This window comes from Mycolicibacterium sp. XJ2546, from assembly GCF_053483195.1.
The window spans coordinates 41,049-58,617 of sequence record NZ_JBEFRW010000010.1 but is presented as its reverse complement, the minus strand read 5'-3'; the positions used below and the strand labels follow the sequence as shown (position 1 = coordinate 58,617).

Sequence of the window (17,569 nt, the reverse complement as noted above, 5' to 3'; positions counted from 1 at the left end):
TAGCGCGCGGCAGGGGGCTTGCGGCAAGACCGGGGTGATGCGTCAAACTCGTTGGCCGAAGCGCAAACTCACGAAATGAGGCATGTGACAACCCGTAAATCGAAGGAACTGCAAGCCGAGCAGAATTATGTGGCCGGTCTCTACGCGCGGCTGGACGCCGAACGCGCCCGGCTCAAGGACAAGTACGACGCCGCGTTGCGCGCCCCCATCGACGCCCAGGACGGCGGCACGCTCGTCGACCGCGACGCCGCGGTGCGGGGGTTGGCCGGGCAGCTGGACCGACTCAACGTCGCCGACCACGGGCTGTGCTTCGGCCGGCTGGACGATCGCACCGGAGAACGCACCTACGTCGGACGTCTCGGGCTGTTCGACGAGACCCACGACTACGAGCCGCTGCTGGTCGACTGGCGCGCACCCGCGGCACGCCCCTTCTACGTCGCCACCGCGGCCAACCCGGAGAACATGCGTCGGCGCCGCCAGTTCCGCACCCTGGGGCGCCGGATCACCGACTTCACCGACGAGGTGTTCGTCGGGCCGGGCGAAGCCACCGACGACGACACCGCCTTCGCGGGTGATTCCGCGCTGCTCGCGGCGGTCAACGCGCCCCGCGGCCCGGGGATGCGCGACATCGTCGCCACGATCCAGGCTGAGCAGGACGAGATCATCCGCCTCGACCACCCCGGGGTGTTGGTGATCGAGGGCGGCCCGGGCACCGGGAAGACCGTGGTGGCGCTGCACCGGGTGGCCTACCTGCTCTACACCCACCGCAAGCGGATGGAAAGCCACGGCGTCCTGGTGATCGGGCCCAACCCGGCGTTCCTGGACTACGTCGGCCGGGTGCTGCCGTCACTGGGCGAGACCAACGTCGTGTTCATGACCGCCGGCGACCTGGTGCCCGGCCTGCACCTCACCGCACAGGATGATCCGCGCGTCGCGGCGGCCAAGGGATCGCTGAAGATGCTCGACGTGCTGGCTGCCGCGGTCGCCGATCATCAACGGCTGCCGCAGAATCCGCTGCCGATCGAACTTTCCGACGTCACCGTGCAGATCGACGGCGCGACCGCCGAGTGGGCGCGGCAGGAGGCGCGCGACAGCGGCAGGCCACACAACGCGGCCCGCGCGGTGTTCACCGAGATCGTCACCTACGTGGTGACCGAGCGGGCGATCGCACGCATCGGGCGGGGCTGGTTGACCCGCGACGACCGCAACGCGTGGGAAGAGCTTCGCGCCGACCTGATCGAAGAGCTTCGCGAAAACCAGGCGTTCACCGCTGCGCTCGACGAGCTGTGGCCGCTGCTGACGCCCGAACGTGTGCTGTCCCAGCTGTATTCATCACCGGAGCGGCTCGCCACAGCAGGTGCGGACCCTGCGCTGCATCGCGCCGACGGCCAGGCCTGGACGGTGTCCGACGTGCCGCTGCTCGACGAACTGGTGGACCTGCTGGGCCGCGACAAGGCCGCGGACCGGGCCGCCGAGCGCGAACGCAGGGCCCGGGCCGACTACGCCGCAGGCGTGCTGGAGCTAATGGTCGCGCGCGAAGACATGATGGAGGACGAGGACCGTCTGATGGCGCAGGATCTGCTGGCCAGCGAGGATCTCGCCGAACGGTTCGTCGAGCGCGACACCCGCGACGTCGCCGAACGCGCTGCGGCGGACCGGGACTGGACGTACGGGCACATCGTCGTCGACGAAGCCCAGGAGCTGTCCGAGATGGACTGGCGGGTGCTGTTCCGGCGTTGCCCCAGCCGGTCGTTCACGGTGGTCGGCGATCTGGCCCAGCGCCGGTCGGCGGCCGGAGCGACGTCGTGGGACGCGATGCTGGAGCGGTATGTGCCCGACCGCTGGGTATACCGGTCGTTGACGGTCAACTACCGCACGCCCGCAGAGATCATGGACGTGGCCGCCGCGCTGCTCGCCGAGTTCGCCCCCGGCGTGCAGCCGCCGGAGTCGGTGCGCTCGTGCGGAACCCGGCCGTGGTCACGACAGGTCAGCGCCGAGGACCTGGCCGGCGCCATCGACGCGTTCATGCGCGAAGAGGCCGGCCGCGACGGCACCAGCGTGGTGATCGGGCCGCCGGGCGTTCCGGGTGCGGTGACCCCGGCCGAGACGAAGGGATTGGAGTTCGACGCCGTCCTGGTGGCGGAACCGCACCGTATCCTCGACGACGGCCAGCGCGGCGCGGCCAAACTCTACGTCGCGCTGACCCGCGCCACCCAACGCCTCGGCGTGCTGCACACCGCCGCGCTGCCGTCGGCGCTGAGCGGCCTCGACACGCTCGCCGCCGCGGGTAACCAGCAGTTGACGTAGCGCGTCGGTTTGGAAAGATGCGCACCATGGCCGGAGCCGAACCCTACGGACAGCTGCAGTACCAGGAGATCCACGGCAGGCGGATGGCCTACGTCGACGAGGGCGTCGCGGTCGACGGCTGCACGATCGTCTTTCAGCACGGCAACCCCACCTCCTCGTACCTGTGGCGCAATGTGATGCCCCACCTCGAGGGTCTGGGCCGGCTGGTGGCCTGCGATCTGATCGGGATGGGCGCCTCCGACAAGCTCGAGGACTCCGGACCGGACCGCTACCACTACACCGAGCAGCGCGACTACCTGTTCGCGCTGTGGGACGCGCTCGACCTCGGCGACCGCGTGGTGTTGGTGCTGCACGACTGGGGTTCGGCGCTGGGTTTCGACTGGGCCAACCGACACCGCGACCGGGTGGCGGGCATCGCCTACATGGAAGCCATTGCCATGCCGATAGATTGGGCCGACTTCCCCGGCCCGGTCCGACCGTTGTTCGAAGGGTTCCGCTCAGCCGACGGCGAAGCGATGATCCTGGAGCAGAACCTGTTCGTCGAAGCCGTCCTGCCCGGCGCCGTGCAACGCCCGCTCACCGACGAGGAGATGAACCACTACCGCGCGCCGTACCTCACCGCCGGTGAAGACCGACGCCCGACACTGTCGTGGCCGCGCAACATCCCGATCGAGGGTGAGCCCGCCGACGTCGTCGCGATCGTGGACGAGTATGGCCGGTGGCTGGCCGGCAGCGACGTGCCAAAGCTGTTCGTCAACGCCGCGCCCGGCGCGATCACCCGCGGGCGGGTGCGGGACTTCGTGCGCACCTGGCCGAATCAGACCGAGGTCACCGTCGCGGGGACGCACTTCATCCAGGAGGACAGCCCCGACGAAATCGGCAACGCCCTCGCCGCATTCGTGCGCGCGCTGCGCGCGGCAAACGATTAGGTCTGCGTCACCAGTTTCCGAGCTGGCAATGCGCGGTGTAGGGGCCGGTGTTCGAGACGACGACCTCACCGTCGACGGCGATCTCGCAGTGCGGGTTCGGTGCGCCCTGCATGGCGTGCACGCCGGTGCTCGCGGTCAGAATCGCCCACTGCGGGTCCTCGAGCGTGGTTTCGAACACCCACGGCGCACCCGGGCCCAGATCGATCTGCTCGCTCCTGAGGTACGCATACGCGTCGGCGTTGTAGGCCTCTTTGCTCGCCGGCTGCGCGATCAGGTAGTTGAGTTTGTAGTCCGCAGTGTTACCCGGTGACGTGAGAGTGTAGCGGACCTGATGGGTGGTCGGCTCCGCGTTCGCGGTGGCCTGACTGACTCCGATGGATGCGGCCGCCAGCGCGAGCGCTGCCCCGACCCGAATTGTCGCAGTTCGCATGTCCCTCACATCGCCGCACCATACCGAATCGTTACACCCCTCGCCTTTTCCGGCGAGCGTGCGTGTTTGCGGCCGACACGCCGACGATCTGGGCGATTTCACGCACGCTCGCAATAAGCGAGGTGGCACGCTGCAGGCGTGGACACGTCATCGCAACCCCGGGTAATCGCTGACACCGGCGGCCTCGTCGTCACTGACGACGGACGCCGCGTCCTGGTCATCGACCGCGGGACCGGGCCGTCGGCGGTGCTGGCCTTCGTGCTGGGCGTGCTCGTGCTCGTCGCCGGCGGCTTCGGCGTCGTCGCGCTGGTGACGGGCACGCCATCGGCGGCGCTGGGCGCGGCGTTGGTGGCGGCCGCTGTCGTGTTGGCGGTGTCCGCCGTCGTCGTGGTGCGCAGGATCCGGCGCAACCGGGGGCGTCCGCTCAACGAATGCCGGCCCGTGGCGGTGATCGACCGCAAGCTCGGTTTGTTCAGCTACCGGGGCGGCGCGATCGTGCAGCTGGATCAGGTGCGCTTCGCGCGTCGACTCCAAATCGGTTCGAGCTCACCGAAATTGGTTGCGGTGACGCCCGGTGGCACGAAGGTACTCAAGCGCGGAAACCCGTTCGACGGCGGCGTCGGCAGCATCGACGAGATCCTCACCGCCGTGGCCCAGAGCTCGGACGCAGGGCATCAGCGCTAGTTCCAGTGGTTCTGGTGCCAGAGCCGTCGGCCCAGTTCGCCCAGAACTTTGCCGAATCGCCCACGTTGACCACACCGTTGGTGACGGTCCAATGGCCGTCGTCGACGGTGAAGGTGTTGGCGGTCGGCGTGGTACCGAAGCTGCCGCCGGCGCCCCACGCGATCGTCGTTACGCCGTAGCCCCAGACCGTGACAGATCCGATGGCGACGGTGCGCCCTGCGCCTGTCCCAGGGGTGACATTCGAGTTCGGAATGCTGTCGCCGTCGGCGTCGCTAACGGTCATCGTGCCCACCGTGCAGGTCCAGAAGGCGCACGCGAGGCCGCCGAAGCCGGTGATCACGGGCGCGTGTTGATCGCGTAGATCGGCACGATGACCGTGAGCTGCGCGGTGGCGCCGGAGTGGCAAATGAAGCCGAGTTTTCTGTGCGGTTCGGCAACCGCACAGTGACCCTGGCGCGAGCGTGCGCAGAATGCGGAAATTTCGCGGCGTGTCTTCTGCAGACACGCACGCTCGCCGGAGAAGGCGAGGCTCGCGGGAGAAGGCGAGACTCGCGGGACTTTAGGTTCGGCCGAGGCGCGCCAGCACTTCGGTGAGCACGTCGTCCGCGGGCACGTCGACCTGCTCGCCGGTGGCCATGCTCTTCAGCCCGATGGTGCCCGCCTCGATGTCGCGGTCGCCGGCCACCAGCGCGATCGACGCGCCGGAGCGGTCCGCGGCGCGCATCGCGCCCTTGATGCCGCGGTCGCCGTAGGCCAGGTCGACGCGTACCCCGGCGGCGCGCAACCGGGCGGCCAACACCACCAGTTCGGCCTTGGCCTGCTCCCCGAGCGGCACGCCGAACACCTGGACCCGCGCGGTGCCGGCGACGGTCTTGCCCTCGGCCGCCAGCGCCAACATCGTGCGGTCGACACCGAGCCCGAAACCGATGCCCGACAGGTCTTTTCCGCCGAGCTGGCTCATCAGCCCGTCGTAGCGCCCACCGCCACCGATACCCGACTGGGCGCCGAGGCCGTCGTGCACGAACTCGAACGTCGTCTTGGTGTAGTAGTCCAGCCCGCGCACCATCCGCGGGTTGATCACGTAGGGCACCGAGAGCGCGTCCAGGTGCGCCAGCACGCTGTCGAAATGCTGTTTGGCGACGTCGGAGAGATGGTCGAGCATGACCGGCGCCTCAGCGGTCATCTCCCGGATCGCGGGGCGTTTGTCGTCGAGAACGCGCAGCGGGTTGATCTGCGCGCGACGGCGCGTTTCCTCGTCGAGGTCGAGCTTGAACAGGAAGTCCTGCAGCCGTTCGCGGTACTGCGGGCGGCAGCTGTCGTCGCCCAGCGAGGTGATCTCCAACCGGAAACCGTCGAGGCCCAGCGACCGGAACCCGGCGTCGGCGATCGCGATCACCTCGGCGTCGAGCGCGGGGTCGTCGACACCGATCGCCTCGACCCCCACCTGCTGCAGCTGCCGGTAGCGGCCGGCCTGGGGCCGCTCGTAGCGGAAGAACGGCCCGGCGTAGCACAGCTTGACCGGCAGCGGCCCGCGGTCCAGGCCGTGTTCGATGACCGCGCGGATCACCCCCGCGGTGCCCTCCGGGCGCAGCGTCACCGAGCGGTCACCGCGGTCGGCGAAGGTGTACATCTCCTTGGACACCACGTCGGTGGACTCCCCCACGCCGCGCGCGAACAGCGCGGTGTCTTCGAAGATCGGCAGCTCAACGTCGCCGTATCCGGCGCGGCGGGCGGCCTCGAGCAGACCGTCGCGCACGGTGACGAACCGCGCCGACTCGGGCGGAAGGTAGTCCGGGACGCCCTTGGGCGCCTGAAATTCAGTCACTGGCTCAAGCCTTCGAGAAACGGGTTGTTGCGGCGTTCGAAACCGATCGTGGACTTCTCACCGTGCCCAGGTAGTACCACGGTGTCGTCGTCGAGCACCAATAGTTTTGTCACGATCGAGCCGAGCAGGTCACGGCCGCTGCTACCCGGCAGGTCGGTGCGGCCGACCGAACCGCGGAACAGCGTGTCGCCGGTGAAGACCACCTCCTGCGGCCCCTCTGCGGTGCGGAAGACCACCGATCCACGGGTGTGGCCGGGGGTGTGGTCGACGGTGACCGTGATGCCGCCGAGTTCGAGTTTGTCCCCGTCGCGGTCCAGTTCGACGAGTTGTCTGGGTTCGCGGAACAGCGCACCGAACGCAGAGCGGGCCAGCCCCGAAAATATGCCCGGCCCGAAGTCCTTGATCGGGTCTGTGAGCATGTAGCGGTCCTCGGGGTGGATGTAGGCCGGGCAGCCGTACATGTCGGCCACCTTCTGCGCCGACCAGATGTGGTCGATGTGCCCGTGAGTCAACAACACCGCCGCCGGGGTGAGGTGGTTCTCGTCGAGGATCCGGCGCAGCGGCGCCATCGCGCGCTGGCCCGGGTCGACGACGATGGCGTCGGCCCCGGCCCGCGGGGCCAGCACGTAGCAGTTGCACGCCAACATGCCCGCCGGAAAGCCGGTGATCAACACGACCTCCAGTTTTCCATCCCGCCACGACGTGGGCCGCAGCGCCACTCACAGCAACGCCTGGCACACTCGTTTCGGACCCAAAGCGACACGAGGAGGACACAGGCGGTGCCGACCAACGAACAGCGTCGTGCCACGGCGAAGCGCAAGCTCGAGCGGCAACTGGAGCGCCGGGCAGAAAAGGACCGCAGGCGCCGCATCTTGACGATCGTCGGCGGGGCCGCCGCGGCGGTCGTCGTCGTCGCCGCCATCGTCGCGACCGTGGTCATCACCAACCGCGACTCCGGCACCGAAACCGCATCGGACACCACCAGCCCGGCGCCGACCACCTCGGCGCCGGCGGCGACCGGTCCCGGCGGCCTACCGCCGTTCGCCGCGCCGGCCGGTCTCGGCGAGAACTGCCAGTACCCGGCGGCGCCGACGCCGGCCGCCAAGGAGGTCGATCCCCCGCGCAGCGGCAAGGTGCCGACCGAGCCGGCGCAAGTCAGCGCCAGCATGTCGACCAACCAGGGCAACCTCGGGTTGATGCTCGACAACGGCAAGTCGCCGTGCACGGTCAACAGCTTCGTCAGCCTGGCGCAGCAGGGCTACTTCAACGACACCCCGTGTCACCGGCTGACCACCAGCCCGTCCCTGTCGGTGCTGCAGTGCGGCGACCCCACCGGGCAGGGCAACGGCGGCCCGGGCTACCAGTTCGCCAACGAGTACCCGACCAATCAGTACCAGCCCGACGATCCCAATCTGATGGAGCCGGTGACCTATCCGCGCGGCACGCTGGCGATGGCCAACGCCGGCGCCAACACCAACGGCAGCCAGTTCTTCCTCGTGTACCAGGACTCGAAGCTGCCGCCGAACTACACGGTGTTCGGCACCATCGACGAGACGGGGTTGGAAACGCTCGACAAGATCGCCGCGGCCGGGGTCGCCGGCGGCGCTGAGGACGGTCCGCCGGCGCAAGACGTCCAGGTGACGTCGATTCTGCTGGACTGATGCGGTGATGCGGTGACCGGCCCGCCGGTTGGCTATCCGCCGCCGGGTGGCTACCCGCCGGAGCAATTCGGCTACGGGTCTGGCTACGGCCACCCCCCTGGCTATCCCCCGCCCAGAGGCACCAACGGGCTGGCGGTCGCGTCGCTGGTGTGCGCGTTGCTGTTCGCGCCGCTGGGCATCGTGTTCGGGCACCTGTCGCTGTCGCAGATCAAGAGGACCGGCGAAGAGGGCCGCAACCTCGCCATCGCGGGTCTGGTCATTGGCTACCTGATCACGGCGGTGACGGTGATGGTGATCGTCGTGAGCGTGCTGTTCGTCCTGTTCTTCGCCAGCGCCCTCGAAGACGTCGACCTGTATCCGGATTCGCCCCGCTACACGGTGGCACCGCCCGCCGAGCTGCCCGCGTTCGACCCGCCCGCGACGCTGGGGTCCAACTGCCAGTACCCGGCCACCATCGAGCGCGCCAGCAAGCCCGTGGAACCGCCGAGCGTGGGTCGGGTGGCGACGGATCCGACCCGCGTCGACGCCACGGTCGTGACGAACCAGGGCGACATCGGGGTGCAGCTGCACAACGCCGAGGCCCCGTGCACCGTGCATAACTTCACCAGCCTGGCCCGGCAAGGATTCTTCGACGACACGACCTGTCACGCGCTGACCGCCACCGCGTCGCTGCACGCATTGCGGTGCGGAGATCCGACCGGCAAGGGCACCGGCGGACCCGGCTACCAGTTCCCCAACGAATACCCCACCAACCAGTACCGGCTCAACGACCCGGCGCTGCGGCTTCCGGTCCGATATCCGCGCGGCACGTTGGCGATGGCCAACAGCGGGCTGGGCACCAACGGCAGCCAATTTCTGTTGATCTTCGACGATTCGCCGATACCGCCCAAATACACGGTGTTCGGCACCGTGGATGCCGCCGGGCTGGCCGTGCTGGAGAAGATCGGCGCGCAGGGTGTCGCCGGCGGCGGCGACGACGGCAGGCCGGCGATCGACGTGACGATCGAGTCGGTGCAGGTCGACTAGGTTCTATCGGTACCCGCGCTTCAACAGGTACCGCGCACCGGCGGTCATGGCCTCGGCGCTGGCCAGGTCGAAGCCGAAGGCGTCGGCCAGCCGGTCGGTGATGTTGAACGCCAGGCACACCGCCAACGCGTCGCTGATCTGCTCGGGTGAAACTCCCTGGGCCAGTACGGAACACACGTCATCGGCAGCAACGTGGTGTTCGCGCGTCAGCTTTCCGAGAAGGCCGAGGGTGGCCCGCAGCCCGTCGTCGATCGGTGCGGTCGATAGATCGGCCAGCGTGGCCGCGACCTTCTCGTCGTCGCCGTACCACAGCCCCGACGTGGCCGAGTGTGCGGCAATGCAGAACTGGGTTTGGTTGACCTGCGACACGTAGGCCGCCATCAGCTCACGGTCGCCGACCGACCAGGCCGAGGGTCCGCGCATCGCCTCATGGGTGAGGTCACCGGCGCCGTAGAACTCCGCGCGGTACATCGCCAGCTTCACCGCGTCGACGACCGGCTGCCGCGACACCAATCGCACGAGCGCGAACAAGGCTTTGGTGCGCAGGCGGTGGCCCCGCTCGAGAACGGTGAGCCTCATCGCTCGCGACCCTGGGTCGCCGCGGCCAGCGCCGCCAACGCGGTTTCGTACTGACGGCTCGCCTGCCCCACGGCGGCGGCCACCACGATTTCGAAGATCTGATCCTCGCTCAGGCCGGCGATCCGCGCGTCGGCGATGTCGTCGTCGGTCACCGCGTGGGCGCGATGGGCCACCTTCTCGGTCAGAGTGCGCAGCGGCTCGGGTAGGCCCGCGTTGTCGAACGCGGCGCGGCGCAGCGCCGACGGCGCCTGTCCCCCGTCGCCGAGAACGCGGGCGATCAGCGCGTGGTGCAGTTCGGTGATGTCAACCATTGTCAATCGTCCCAGAACGCCACTCTTTGACCCGTTCAGACGATACGCCTACGTTCAGATCACCCCGGTTGATACGAACGTGAACGTGTGAATGCGAAAAGGATATCCATGGTGAACTCGACACGGCGGAACTTCTCGAGGATCGGAAAGGCAACCGGGGTGCTCGCGCTCAGCGCGTTGCTCGTGCTCACCGGCTGCTCGCGGGTGCCGGAGGGCGGTGAAGGCGGCACCCTGCAACGGGTCAAGGACGACAACTCGATCAAGATCGGCATCGCGGGCGAGGTGCCCTACGGCTACACCGCCGACGGTGAGGTCACCGGCGAGGCACCAGAAGTGGCCAAAGCGGTGTTCGCCGCGATGGGTATCGAGAACGTCGACGCCACCCAGGTCGAGTTCAGCCAGTTGATCCCGGCGCTGAATGCAGGCCAATTCGATATGGTCGCCGCGGGGATGGCGATCCTGCCGGCGCGCTGCAACAACGCGCAGTTCTCCGCGGTCGACTACGTGACCCCGACGGCGATGCTGGTGCCGCAGGGAAACCCGGAGCAGGTCAACAACTTTGACGATGTCAAGGCAAAAGGTGTCAAGCTCGCGGTGCTGTCGGGCACCGTTGAAGAGGCGGTCGCCCACGATCTGGGCATCCCCGCAGGCGACATCCAACCGTACGCGGGCCAGCCCGAGATGCTGCAGGCGCTGCTGGACGGGCGCGCCTACGCCGGCGCGTTGACCGACATCTCGCTGCGCCGGATGCTGACCGACAACCCGAACGCACCGCTGGAGGTCACCGAAGGCTTCGTGCCGGTTGTCAACGGCGAGAAGCAGATTCAGGCCGGTGGCTTCGTCTTCCGCCAAGGCGACGACGCGTTGGTCGAGGAATTCAACACCGAGCTGAAAAAGCTGCACAGCAGCGGTCAGTGGCTCGAGATCGTGGAGCCGTTCGGGTTCACCGAGGACAACCTGCCGCCGGAGGACCTGACCACCGAGCAGTTGTGCGAGGCGGCCTGAGGCGTTCTTGATGCCCGACAACATCGGACTGTTCGTCGAGACAATCTCCTCGGGGCTGCTGCTCACCGTTGCGGCGACGGCCGGCGGCATCCTCATCGCGACGGTGTTGTCGTTCGGGTTCGGGCTGGCGATGCTGTCGGGTAACCGGGTGGTGCGCGCGTTCGCCCGGATGTACGTGGAGATCTGGCGCGGCACCTCCGAGGTGGTCCAGCTGATGTGGATCTACTTCGTGTTGCCGGTGCTCGTCGGGTTCCAGATCATTCCGCTGGCCGCCGGCATCATCGTGCTCGGGCTCAACCACGGCGCCTATGGTGCCGAGATCGTGCGGGGTGCCATCTCGTCGGTGCCCAAGGAGCAGTACGAAGGGGCGGTCGCACTGAATTTCACCCGCACGCAACGGATGTTGCGCGTCATCCTGCCCCAGGCCCTGGTCGAAATGGTGCCGCCGTTCAACAACCTTTTCATCCAGCTGCTCAAGAACAGCTCGCTGCTGACGATCATCACCGTGCACGAGATGACGTATCAAGCCCGCGAGGTGCTGATCGACCGGTTCATCTCGCAAGCGGCCACCATCTGGACCATCGTGTTGCTGTTCTACCTGGCGCTAGCCGTGCTCATCACCCTCGGCATGCGGGTGCTCGAACGCTGGACTGCCAAGCTGGCGGGGCGCAGACCACCGCAGCGCCGCGGCCTGATGGCGACGCTGGCGACTCGGCGGGCGGGCTGAGCTGTGCTGTGGGACTGGGAATTCGCGTGGGAGGTGCTCCCGAAGATCGTCGTCGACGGGCTGCGCATCACGATCGTCGCTACGGTCGCCGGCTCGATCCTGGCCTACACCCTGGGGCTGGTGCTGGCGCTGCTGCGACGCTCACCCATCCGCGTCGTCAGCACCGCCGCCTGGGCCTTCATCGAATTCGTCCGCAGCACACCTCTTTTGGTGCAGATTTTCTTTTTCTTCTTCGTGTTGCCCGACTTCGGGTTGATGTTCGACCCGTTGACCACCGGCATCATCGCGATCGGACTGCACTACTCCACCTACACCGCCGAGGTGTACCGGGCCGGGATCGAGGCGGTGCCAGCCGGGCAATGGGAGGCCGCCGTCGCGCTCAACCTGCCCCGCCACCGCGTCTGGACCGCGGTGATCCTTCCGCAGGCCATCCCGCGGGTGCTTCCGGCACTCGGCAACTACACGATCTCGATGCTGAAGGAGACACCGCTACTGTTGATGATCGGCGTGCTCGACATCGTCGGTGTGGCAAACCAAGTGGGCTCGCGCGCGTTTCGCTACGTCGAGCCGATCACGATCGCCGGCGTGCTGTTCCTCGTGCTGAGTTACTCGGCATCCCTACTGGTGCGATGGATGGAGCGGCGTGTCCAATACACCGGCTGAGATGATCCGCTTCGACGACGTCGTGAAGCGCTTCGGCGACACCAGCGACGCCGCCGTGATCGACCACCTGAGTTTTTCGGTGCCGCACAGTCAGTTCGTCGCGCTCATCGGGCCCAGCGGTTCGGGCAAGACGACGATCCTTCGGCTGCTGATGACGTTGGAGCGCGTCACGTCGGGACGCATCGTCGTCGGCGGGCAGTGTCTGACCCACATGACCCGCCGCGGCAATGAGGTGCCGGCCGACGAGAAGCACCAGCGGCAGGTACGCAAACGCATCGGCATGGTGTTTCAACAGTTCAACCTGTTTCCCAATATGCGGGTGCTGGAGAACATCACCGAGGCGCCAATCCGCTCGCTCGGTTTGTCGCGCGCCGAGGCCGAGGACAGGGCCCGGGAACTGCTGGAGATGGTCGGGCTGGCCGACAGGGTCAGCGCACGGCCCTACCAACTGTCCGGTGGCCAGCAGCAGCGGGTGGCCATCGCCCGCGCGCTGGCCATGCAGCCCGACGTGCTGCTGCTCGACGAGGTCACCTCGGCGCTGGACCCCGAACTGGTAGCAGGCGTTCTGGCGCTGCTGCGAGACATCGCCGCCACCACCGACATCACATTTTTGTGTGTGACGCATGAGATGGACTTCGCCCGCGACGTCTCCGATCGGGTGATCATGCTCGATCACGGCCGCATCGTGGAGGACGCGCCGCCGGACAAGTTGTTCACCGACCCGGAAAACGACCGCACCCGCGCGTTTCTCAAAGCGGTGCTGGAGCGGCGTTAGGCGCGAACCAGACCGTGCCGAGCGGGCAAGAAACTAGGCCGCCGAGGTCACCCGGTAGACGTCGTAGACGCCCTCGACGTTGCGCACCACGTTGAGCACGTGCCCCAGATGTTTTGGGTCGCCCATCTCGAAGGTGAACCGGCTGATCGCCACTCGATCGTTGGAGGTCGTCACCGACGCCGACAGGATGTTGACCTTCTCGTCGGCGAGCACCCGGGTCACATCCGACAACAGCCGGTGGCGGTCCAGCGCCTCGACCTGGATAGCGACCAGAAACACCGACGACGGCGACGGCGCCCACAGCACCTCGATGATGCGTTCGGACTGTTGTTGCAGCGATGCGGCGTTTGTGCAGTCGGTGCGGTGCACGCTGACCCCGCCGCCGCGGGTGACGAAACCCATGATGTTGTCACCGGGCACCGGTGTGCAGCACTTGGCCAGCTTGGTCAACACGCCCGGCGCGCCGGGCACCGAAACACCGACGTCCTCGGAACTGCGCTGGCGCACCGGCATGGTGGCCGGGGTGGACCGCTCGGCGAGTTCGTCGACGGCTTCCTCGTCGCCGCCGAACTGGGCCAGCAGCCGCTGCACGATGTGACGTGCCGACACGTGGCCCTCGCCGATCGCGGTGTACAGCGCCGACACGTCGGCGTATCGCAGATCTCTGGCCAGACCGGACATCGACTCGGCACTGACCAAGCGCTGCAACGGAAGTCCGCCTCGGCGTACCTCCCGCGCGATCGCGTCCTTCCCGGCCTCCAGCGCCTCCTCGCGTCGCTCCTTGGCGAACCACTGCCGGATCTTGGCCTTCGCGCGCGGCGACACCACGAACGTCTGCCAGTCGCGTGACGGCCCGGCGTTGGGTGCCTTGGACGTGAAAACCTCGACGACTTCCCCGTTTTCGAGTTTGCGTTCCAGTGCGACCAGCCGGCCGTTGACCCGCGCGCCGATACAGCGGTGGCCGACTTCGGTGTGCACGGCGTAGGCGAAGTCCACCGGCGTCGACCCCGTCGGCAGCGTGATCACGTCGCCCTTCGGGGTGAACACGAAGATCTCTTGTACGGCGAGGTCGTAGCGCAGCGACTCGAGGAACTCGCCGGGATCGGCGGCCTCCCGCTGCCAGTCGAGCAGTTGGCGCATCCACGCCATGTCGTCGATCTCGGCGGCGGCGTGCGGATGCGGGACACCGTTGCGGCCCTTGGACTCCTTGTAGCGCCAGTGCGCGGCGATCCCCCACTCGGCGGTCTTGTGCATGTCGTGGGTGCGGATCTGGATTTCCAGCGGCTTGCCTTCGGAGCCGACGACGGTGGTGTGCAGCGACTGATACACCCCGTAGCGCGGCTGGGCGATGTAGTCCTTGAACCGGCCGGCCATCGGCTGCCACAACGAGTGCACTACGCCGAGCGCGGCGTAACAGTCGCGGATCTCGTCGCACAGGATCCGCACCCCGACCAGGTCGTGGATGTCGTCGAAGTCGCGGCCCTTGACGATCATCTTTTGGTAAATCGACCAATAGTGCTTGGGCCGGCCCTCCACCACCGCGTTGATCTTCGAGGCGTTGAGCGTGGCGATGATCTCGTCGCGCACCTTGGCCAGATAGGTGTCGCGCGACGGCGCACGGTCGGCGACCAGCCGCACGATCTCGTCATACTTCTTGGGATGCAGGATCGCGAACGACAGGTCCTCGAGCTCCCACTTGACCGTGGCCATACCGAGTCGATGAGCCAGCGGCGCAATGACTTCCAGCGTTTCGCGGGCCTTGCGGGCCTGTTTCTCCGGTGGCAGGAAACGCATCGTCCGCATGTTGTGCAGCCGGTCGGCGACCTTGATGACCAAGACGCGCGCATCGCGGGCCATCGCGATGATCATCTTGCGGATGGTTTCGCCCTCGGCCGCTGTGCCCAGCGCGACCTGGTCCAGCTTGGTGACGCCGTCGACGAGGTGGCCCACCTCGGTGCCGAACTCCTCGGTCAACGCCGCCAGCGTGTAACCGGTGTCCTCGACGGTGTCGTGCAGCAGCGCGGCGATCAGCGTGGTGGTATCCATGCCGAGTTCGGCCAGGATGTTGGCCACCGCCAACGGGTGGGTGATGTAGGGGTCACCGGAGCGGCGCATCTGGTCGGCGTGGCGCTCCTCGGCCACCGCGTAGGCCCGCTGCAGCAACTGCAGGTTGGCCTTCGGGTAGAACTCCTTGTGCACCGCGACCAGCGGTTCGAGTACCGGGTTGACGGCGCTGCGCTGTGCCGTCATCCGGCGGGCCAGCCGGGCCCGCACCCGCCGCGACGCGCTGGTCGCCGTCTTGGAGGTGTCGGTCTTGGGCACCTCCATCGGCTGGGTTTCGGGCGACTCCGCCTCGGGAGGCGACTGCACAGCCTGACCCGTGCGGGAAGGATCTCCGCTGGAAGCCATCGTCACCTCCTGTCCGGCGAGAACGTCCAGACTTCGAGGATATCGTTCACACGGTGTGCAGGGACGTCACCGTGAGTCCCGGCAGCGCGGCGCGGCCGTCGAGCGCCGTCAGTTCGAGCACCATCGCGGCGCCGGTCACCGTCGCACCCGCATGTTGCAGCAGTTTCACCGTCGCGGCCGCGGTTCCTCCGGTGGCCAGCACATCGTCGATGATGAACACCGAACGGCCGGTGAGCTCGATGCCCTCGGCGGGGATCTCCAGCACCGCCGTGCCGTACTCCAGCGCATAGGTTTCGCTGCACACCGGCGGCGGAAGCTTGCCGCCCTTGCGCACCGCCAGCACCCCGGTGCCCAGCCGGATCGCGACCGCCGCCGCCAGCAGGAAGCCACGTGCGTCGATCCCGGCCACCAGTTCGACGCCGCCCGCCAGCTGGGCCAGCGCATCGGTGACCACCGCAAGGCCGTGCGCGTCGGCCAGCAGCGGCGTCAGATCCTTGAACTGGATGCCCTCCTCGGGGAAGTCGGGCACCTCGCGCAACATCGACGCGATCAGCGCCGAGACGTCCTGGACACCGGATTCGGTCATCGCGACAGCGTCCAACGGTCCATATTCCACCCCGCACCCCAGCGCGTGGGATTGCTCTCCACGGCGAACATCTTGTTCGACGTCAACACGGTGCGCTGCTGCCGGTACAGCGGAAGGGTGGGCATGTCTCCCCACAGGATGGCTCCGCCCTCACCGAGTAGCCGGGCGGCTTCCTTGGGGTCGGCCGTCACCGCCAGCGTCGCGATGATCTCGTCGACGCGCGGGTTGGCGTAACGCGACAGGTTGTTGCCGTTGGCCGAATGCAGGGCGTAGGCGTCCACGGCAGACGATCCGCTCGACCCGCTGCCCGGCGCCCCTCCGGTGGTGGCGATCAGCACGTCGATTTCGTTGTTGCGCAATGTCATCGGTCCCGTCGTCTCTGTAGCGACGTCCTGCACCGTGATGCCCGCCGGCGCACATGCCTGGGCGATGGCGCCGACCGCCGCGGCCAGCCGCGGGTTCGGGCTCAGGTAGCCGATGCGCACGGTCAGCGGTTGGCCGTCGATCGCGGCGCGCGCGGCGTCGGGATTGGCGGCGACGAACCCGCTGCCCTCGGCGGCGCCTTCGACGGCGCTGTAGGCGTCTTCGGTGGCCGGGTTGAGCCGCGCGTTGATGATGGGCACCCCGGCGTTGCGGGCGATCGCGTCGCGCGGGGTGCAATGGGCCAGGGCTCGGCGTGCCGGGGTGGCGGCCAGCGGGCCCTCGGGGGCGAAGATCAGCTGCTCGATCGACGCCGACGGCGACTCGGTGCGCACATAGTCGTCGGGCGGGTTCAGCGTGCCCGATGACCCGGTCGCGATGTCGACGACGTCGTAGGCGCCTTCGTTGACCCGGTCCTGCATCGCGTCGGGATGAGGATGCACGGTGACTTTCTTGGTGACCGGCGTTGCGCCCCACCACTTCTCGTTGGCGACGAGCACGACGGCGCCGTCCTCGGTCACCGAGTCGAGCTTGTACGGGCCCGATGAGGGGAACTTCTTGAGGTCCAGATCGGGGGTGAGCTCCCAGGTGCTGTTCCAGACCTGCGCGATGCGTTCGATCGTCGGTCCGTCGTTGTCGGCGATCGCGGTGGCCACCCCGCCGTCCGGCAGGCCGAGCACGTCGGCGATGACGTGCGACGGCATCATCGACGTCGCGCTGAACAACTGGCCGTAGTCGACGAACCCGCGCTCCGGAACGAACGACACCCGGGCCTTCTTCTGCCCGGGTGTGCACTCGACACCGGCGATGTCGCTGTAGCCGGCGCGGCTGGCCGCGTCGAAGCCTGGAAAGCGCCCGGACTGCGACGCCCACGCCAGCACCATGTCGTCGCAGGTGACGGGCTTTCCGTCGGAGTAGACCGCATCGGCGTTGATCTCGTAGTCGAGCAGCAGCGGGCTGCGTCCGACCACGGAAACCGAGCCGAAGTCCTGATCGCCGACGATCTGGCCGTCCGGTCCGTGATAGCTGAAGCCGGTCAGTACACGGGCGAAGGCCTGCGGAGCCGCCGACGCGGCCCCCTCGACGGTGTTGGTGTTGAACGTGGTCAACGGTCCGTCGACGGCGTAGTCGACGCTGTCGGCGGGGCTGCGCGAACACGACGCCAATCCCGCGGCCAGCAACAGCACAGCCGCCAGGACACCACCGCGCCGGCACCGGCCAGTCATCTCCGG

The 17,569-nt window shown here is 67.8% G+C and carries 18 protein-coding genes; 9 read left to right on the top strand and 9 right to left on the bottom strand.

The genetic code is table 11. From position 1 onward, the window contains the following. Nucleotides 1-75: 75 nt before the first annotated feature. Together helR and ABQE44_RS17185 are read left to right on the top strand one after the other, a co-directional pair. A complete protein-coding gene (gene helR / locus ABQE44_RS17190) occupies nt 76-2,307 on the top strand; it encodes an RNA polymerase recycling motor ATPase HelR (protein ID WP_448430998.1) in 2,232 nt (743 codons plus the stop codon). Nucleotides 2,308-2,333: 26 nt separating this feature from the next. Further along, entirely contained in the window at nt 2,334-3,236 is a 903-nt protein-coding gene (locus ABQE44_RS17185) for a haloalkane dehalogenase (protein ID WP_448430996.1), read from the top strand. 7 nt (nt 3,237-3,243) lie between these two features. Here the strand turns inward: ABQE44_RS17185 and ABQE44_RS17180 are convergent, their stop codons facing one another. After that, entirely contained in the window at nt 3,244-3,666 is a 423-nt protein-coding gene (locus ABQE44_RS17180; RefSeq protein WP_448430994.1) for an Rv2576c family protein, read from the bottom strand. A gap of 138 nt (nt 3,667-3,804) precedes the next feature. On the opposite strand from ABQE44_RS17180, the gene ABQE44_RS17175 reads away from it, so the two are divergent. After that, the gene (locus ABQE44_RS17175; RefSeq protein ID WP_448391204.1) at nt 3,805-4,350 is read left to right on the top strand and encodes a hypothetical protein; all 546 of its coding nucleotides are present in this window, start codon (nt 3,805-3,807) and stop codon (nt 4,348-4,350) included. Here ABQE44_RS17175 and ABQE44_RS17170 read toward each other — a convergent pair. The 3 genes from ABQE44_RS17170 to ABQE44_RS17160 form a co-directional block, all read right to left on the bottom strand. Then, the gene (locus ABQE44_RS17170) at nt 4,307-4,633 is read right to left on the bottom strand and encodes a hypothetical protein (RefSeq protein WP_448430992.1); all 327 of its coding nucleotides are present in this window, start codon (nt 4,631-4,633) and stop codon (nt 4,307-4,309) included. The genes ABQE44_RS17175 and ABQE44_RS17170 overlap by 44 nt on opposite strands. 276 nt (nt 4,634-4,909) lie before the next feature. After that, a complete protein-coding gene (gene hisS, locus ABQE44_RS17165; protein WP_448430990.1) occupies nt 4,910-6,175 on the bottom strand; it encodes a histidine--tRNA ligase in 1,266 nt (421 codons plus the stop codon). After that, on the bottom strand, nt 6,172-6,849 hold the full coding sequence (locus ABQE44_RS17160) for an MBL fold metallo-hydrolase (protein WP_448430988.1): 678 nt from the start codon (nt 6,847-6,849) through the stop codon (nt 6,172-6,174). The genes hisS and ABQE44_RS17160 overlap by 4 nt, the downstream gene beginning before the upstream one ends. Nucleotides 6,850-6,954: 105 nt before the next feature. Here ABQE44_RS17160 and ABQE44_RS17155 point away from each other — a divergent pair, with 105 nt between their 5' ends. Both ABQE44_RS17155 and ABQE44_RS17150 read left to right on the top strand, forming a co-directional pair. Next, on the top strand, nt 6,955-7,836 hold the full coding sequence (locus tag ABQE44_RS17155) for a peptidylprolyl isomerase (RefSeq protein WP_448391200.1): 882 nt from the start codon (nt 6,955-6,957) through the stop codon (nt 7,834-7,836). 12 nt (nt 7,837-7,848) lie between these two features. Then, on the top strand, nt 7,849-8,862 hold the full coding sequence (locus tag ABQE44_RS17150; RefSeq protein ID WP_448430986.1) for a peptidylprolyl isomerase: 1,014 nt from the start codon (nt 7,849-7,851) through the stop codon (nt 8,860-8,862). A gap of 3 nt (nt 8,863-8,865) precedes the next feature. Here ABQE44_RS17150 and ABQE44_RS17145 read toward each other — a convergent pair whose 3' ends face one another. Beyond that, nucleotides 8,866-9,441: a carboxymuconolactone decarboxylase family protein gene (locus ABQE44_RS17145; protein WP_448430984.1), complete on the bottom strand. Its 576-nt coding sequence runs from the start codon at nt 9,439-9,441 to the stop codon at nt 8,866-8,868. Next, nucleotides 9,438-9,752, bottom strand: coding sequence for a carboxymuconolactone decarboxylase family protein (locus tag ABQE44_RS17140; protein WP_448391196.1), 315 nt, complete (start codon nt 9,750-9,752; stop codon nt 9,438-9,440). The genes ABQE44_RS17145 and ABQE44_RS17140 overlap by 4 nt, the downstream gene beginning before the upstream one ends. 111 nt (nt 9,753-9,863) lie before the next feature. Between ABQE44_RS17140 and ehuB the strand changes: the two genes are divergently transcribed. Genes ehuB through ehuA form a run of 4 tightly spaced genes read left to right on the top strand, consistent with a single transcriptional unit; the run spans nt 9,864 to nt 12,922 of the window. After that, entirely contained in the window at nt 9,864-10,757 is an 894-nt protein-coding gene (gene ehuB / locus ABQE44_RS17135) for an ectoine/hydroxyectoine ABC transporter substrate-binding protein EhuB (protein ID WP_448391195.1), read from the top strand. 10 nt (nt 10,758-10,767) lie between these two features. After that, nucleotides 10,768-11,484, top strand: coding sequence for an ectoine/hydroxyectoine ABC transporter permease subunit EhuC (ehuC, locus tag ABQE44_RS17130; protein WP_448391194.1), 717 nt, complete (start codon nt 10,768-10,770; stop codon nt 11,482-11,484). Nucleotides 11,485-11,487: 3 nt separating this feature from the next. Further along, complete coding sequence (gene ehuD / locus ABQE44_RS17125) at nt 11,488-12,147, top strand: ectoine/hydroxyectoine ABC transporter permease subunit EhuD (RefSeq protein WP_448391193.1); 660 nt, start codon at nt 11,488-11,490, stop codon at nt 12,145-12,147. 1 nt (nt 12,148) lies between these two features. After that, nucleotides 12,149-12,922 carry an ectoine/hydroxyectoine ABC transporter ATP-binding protein EhuA gene (gene ehuA / locus ABQE44_RS17120; protein ID WP_448391388.1) on the top strand — a complete coding sequence of 258 codons (774 nt, stop codon included), beginning with the start codon at nt 12,149-12,151 and terminating at the stop codon, nt 12,920-12,922. Nucleotides 12,923-12,955: 33 nt separating this feature from the next. On the opposite strand, the gene ABQE44_RS17115 is transcribed toward ehuA, so the two are convergent. The 3 genes from ABQE44_RS17115 to ABQE44_RS17105 are packed head-to-tail and all read right to left on the bottom strand — an operon-like array spanning nt 12,956 to nt 17,563. Beyond that, entirely contained in the window at nt 12,956-15,331 is a 2,376-nt protein-coding gene (locus ABQE44_RS17115; RefSeq protein ID WP_448391192.1) for a RelA/SpoT family protein, read from the bottom strand. Nucleotides 15,332-15,377: 46 nt separating this feature from the next. Beyond that, entirely contained in the window at nt 15,378-15,917 is a 540-nt protein-coding gene (locus tag ABQE44_RS17110; protein ID WP_448391191.1) for an adenine phosphoribosyltransferase, read from the bottom strand. Next, nucleotides 15,914-17,563, bottom strand: a complete 1,650-nt coding sequence (locus ABQE44_RS17105; protein ID WP_448391190.1) for an ABC transporter substrate-binding protein — start codon at nt 17,561-17,563, stop codon at nt 15,914-15,916. The genes ABQE44_RS17110 and ABQE44_RS17105 overlap by 4 nt, the downstream gene beginning before the upstream one ends. Nucleotides 17,564-17,569: the final 6 nt, after the last annotated feature.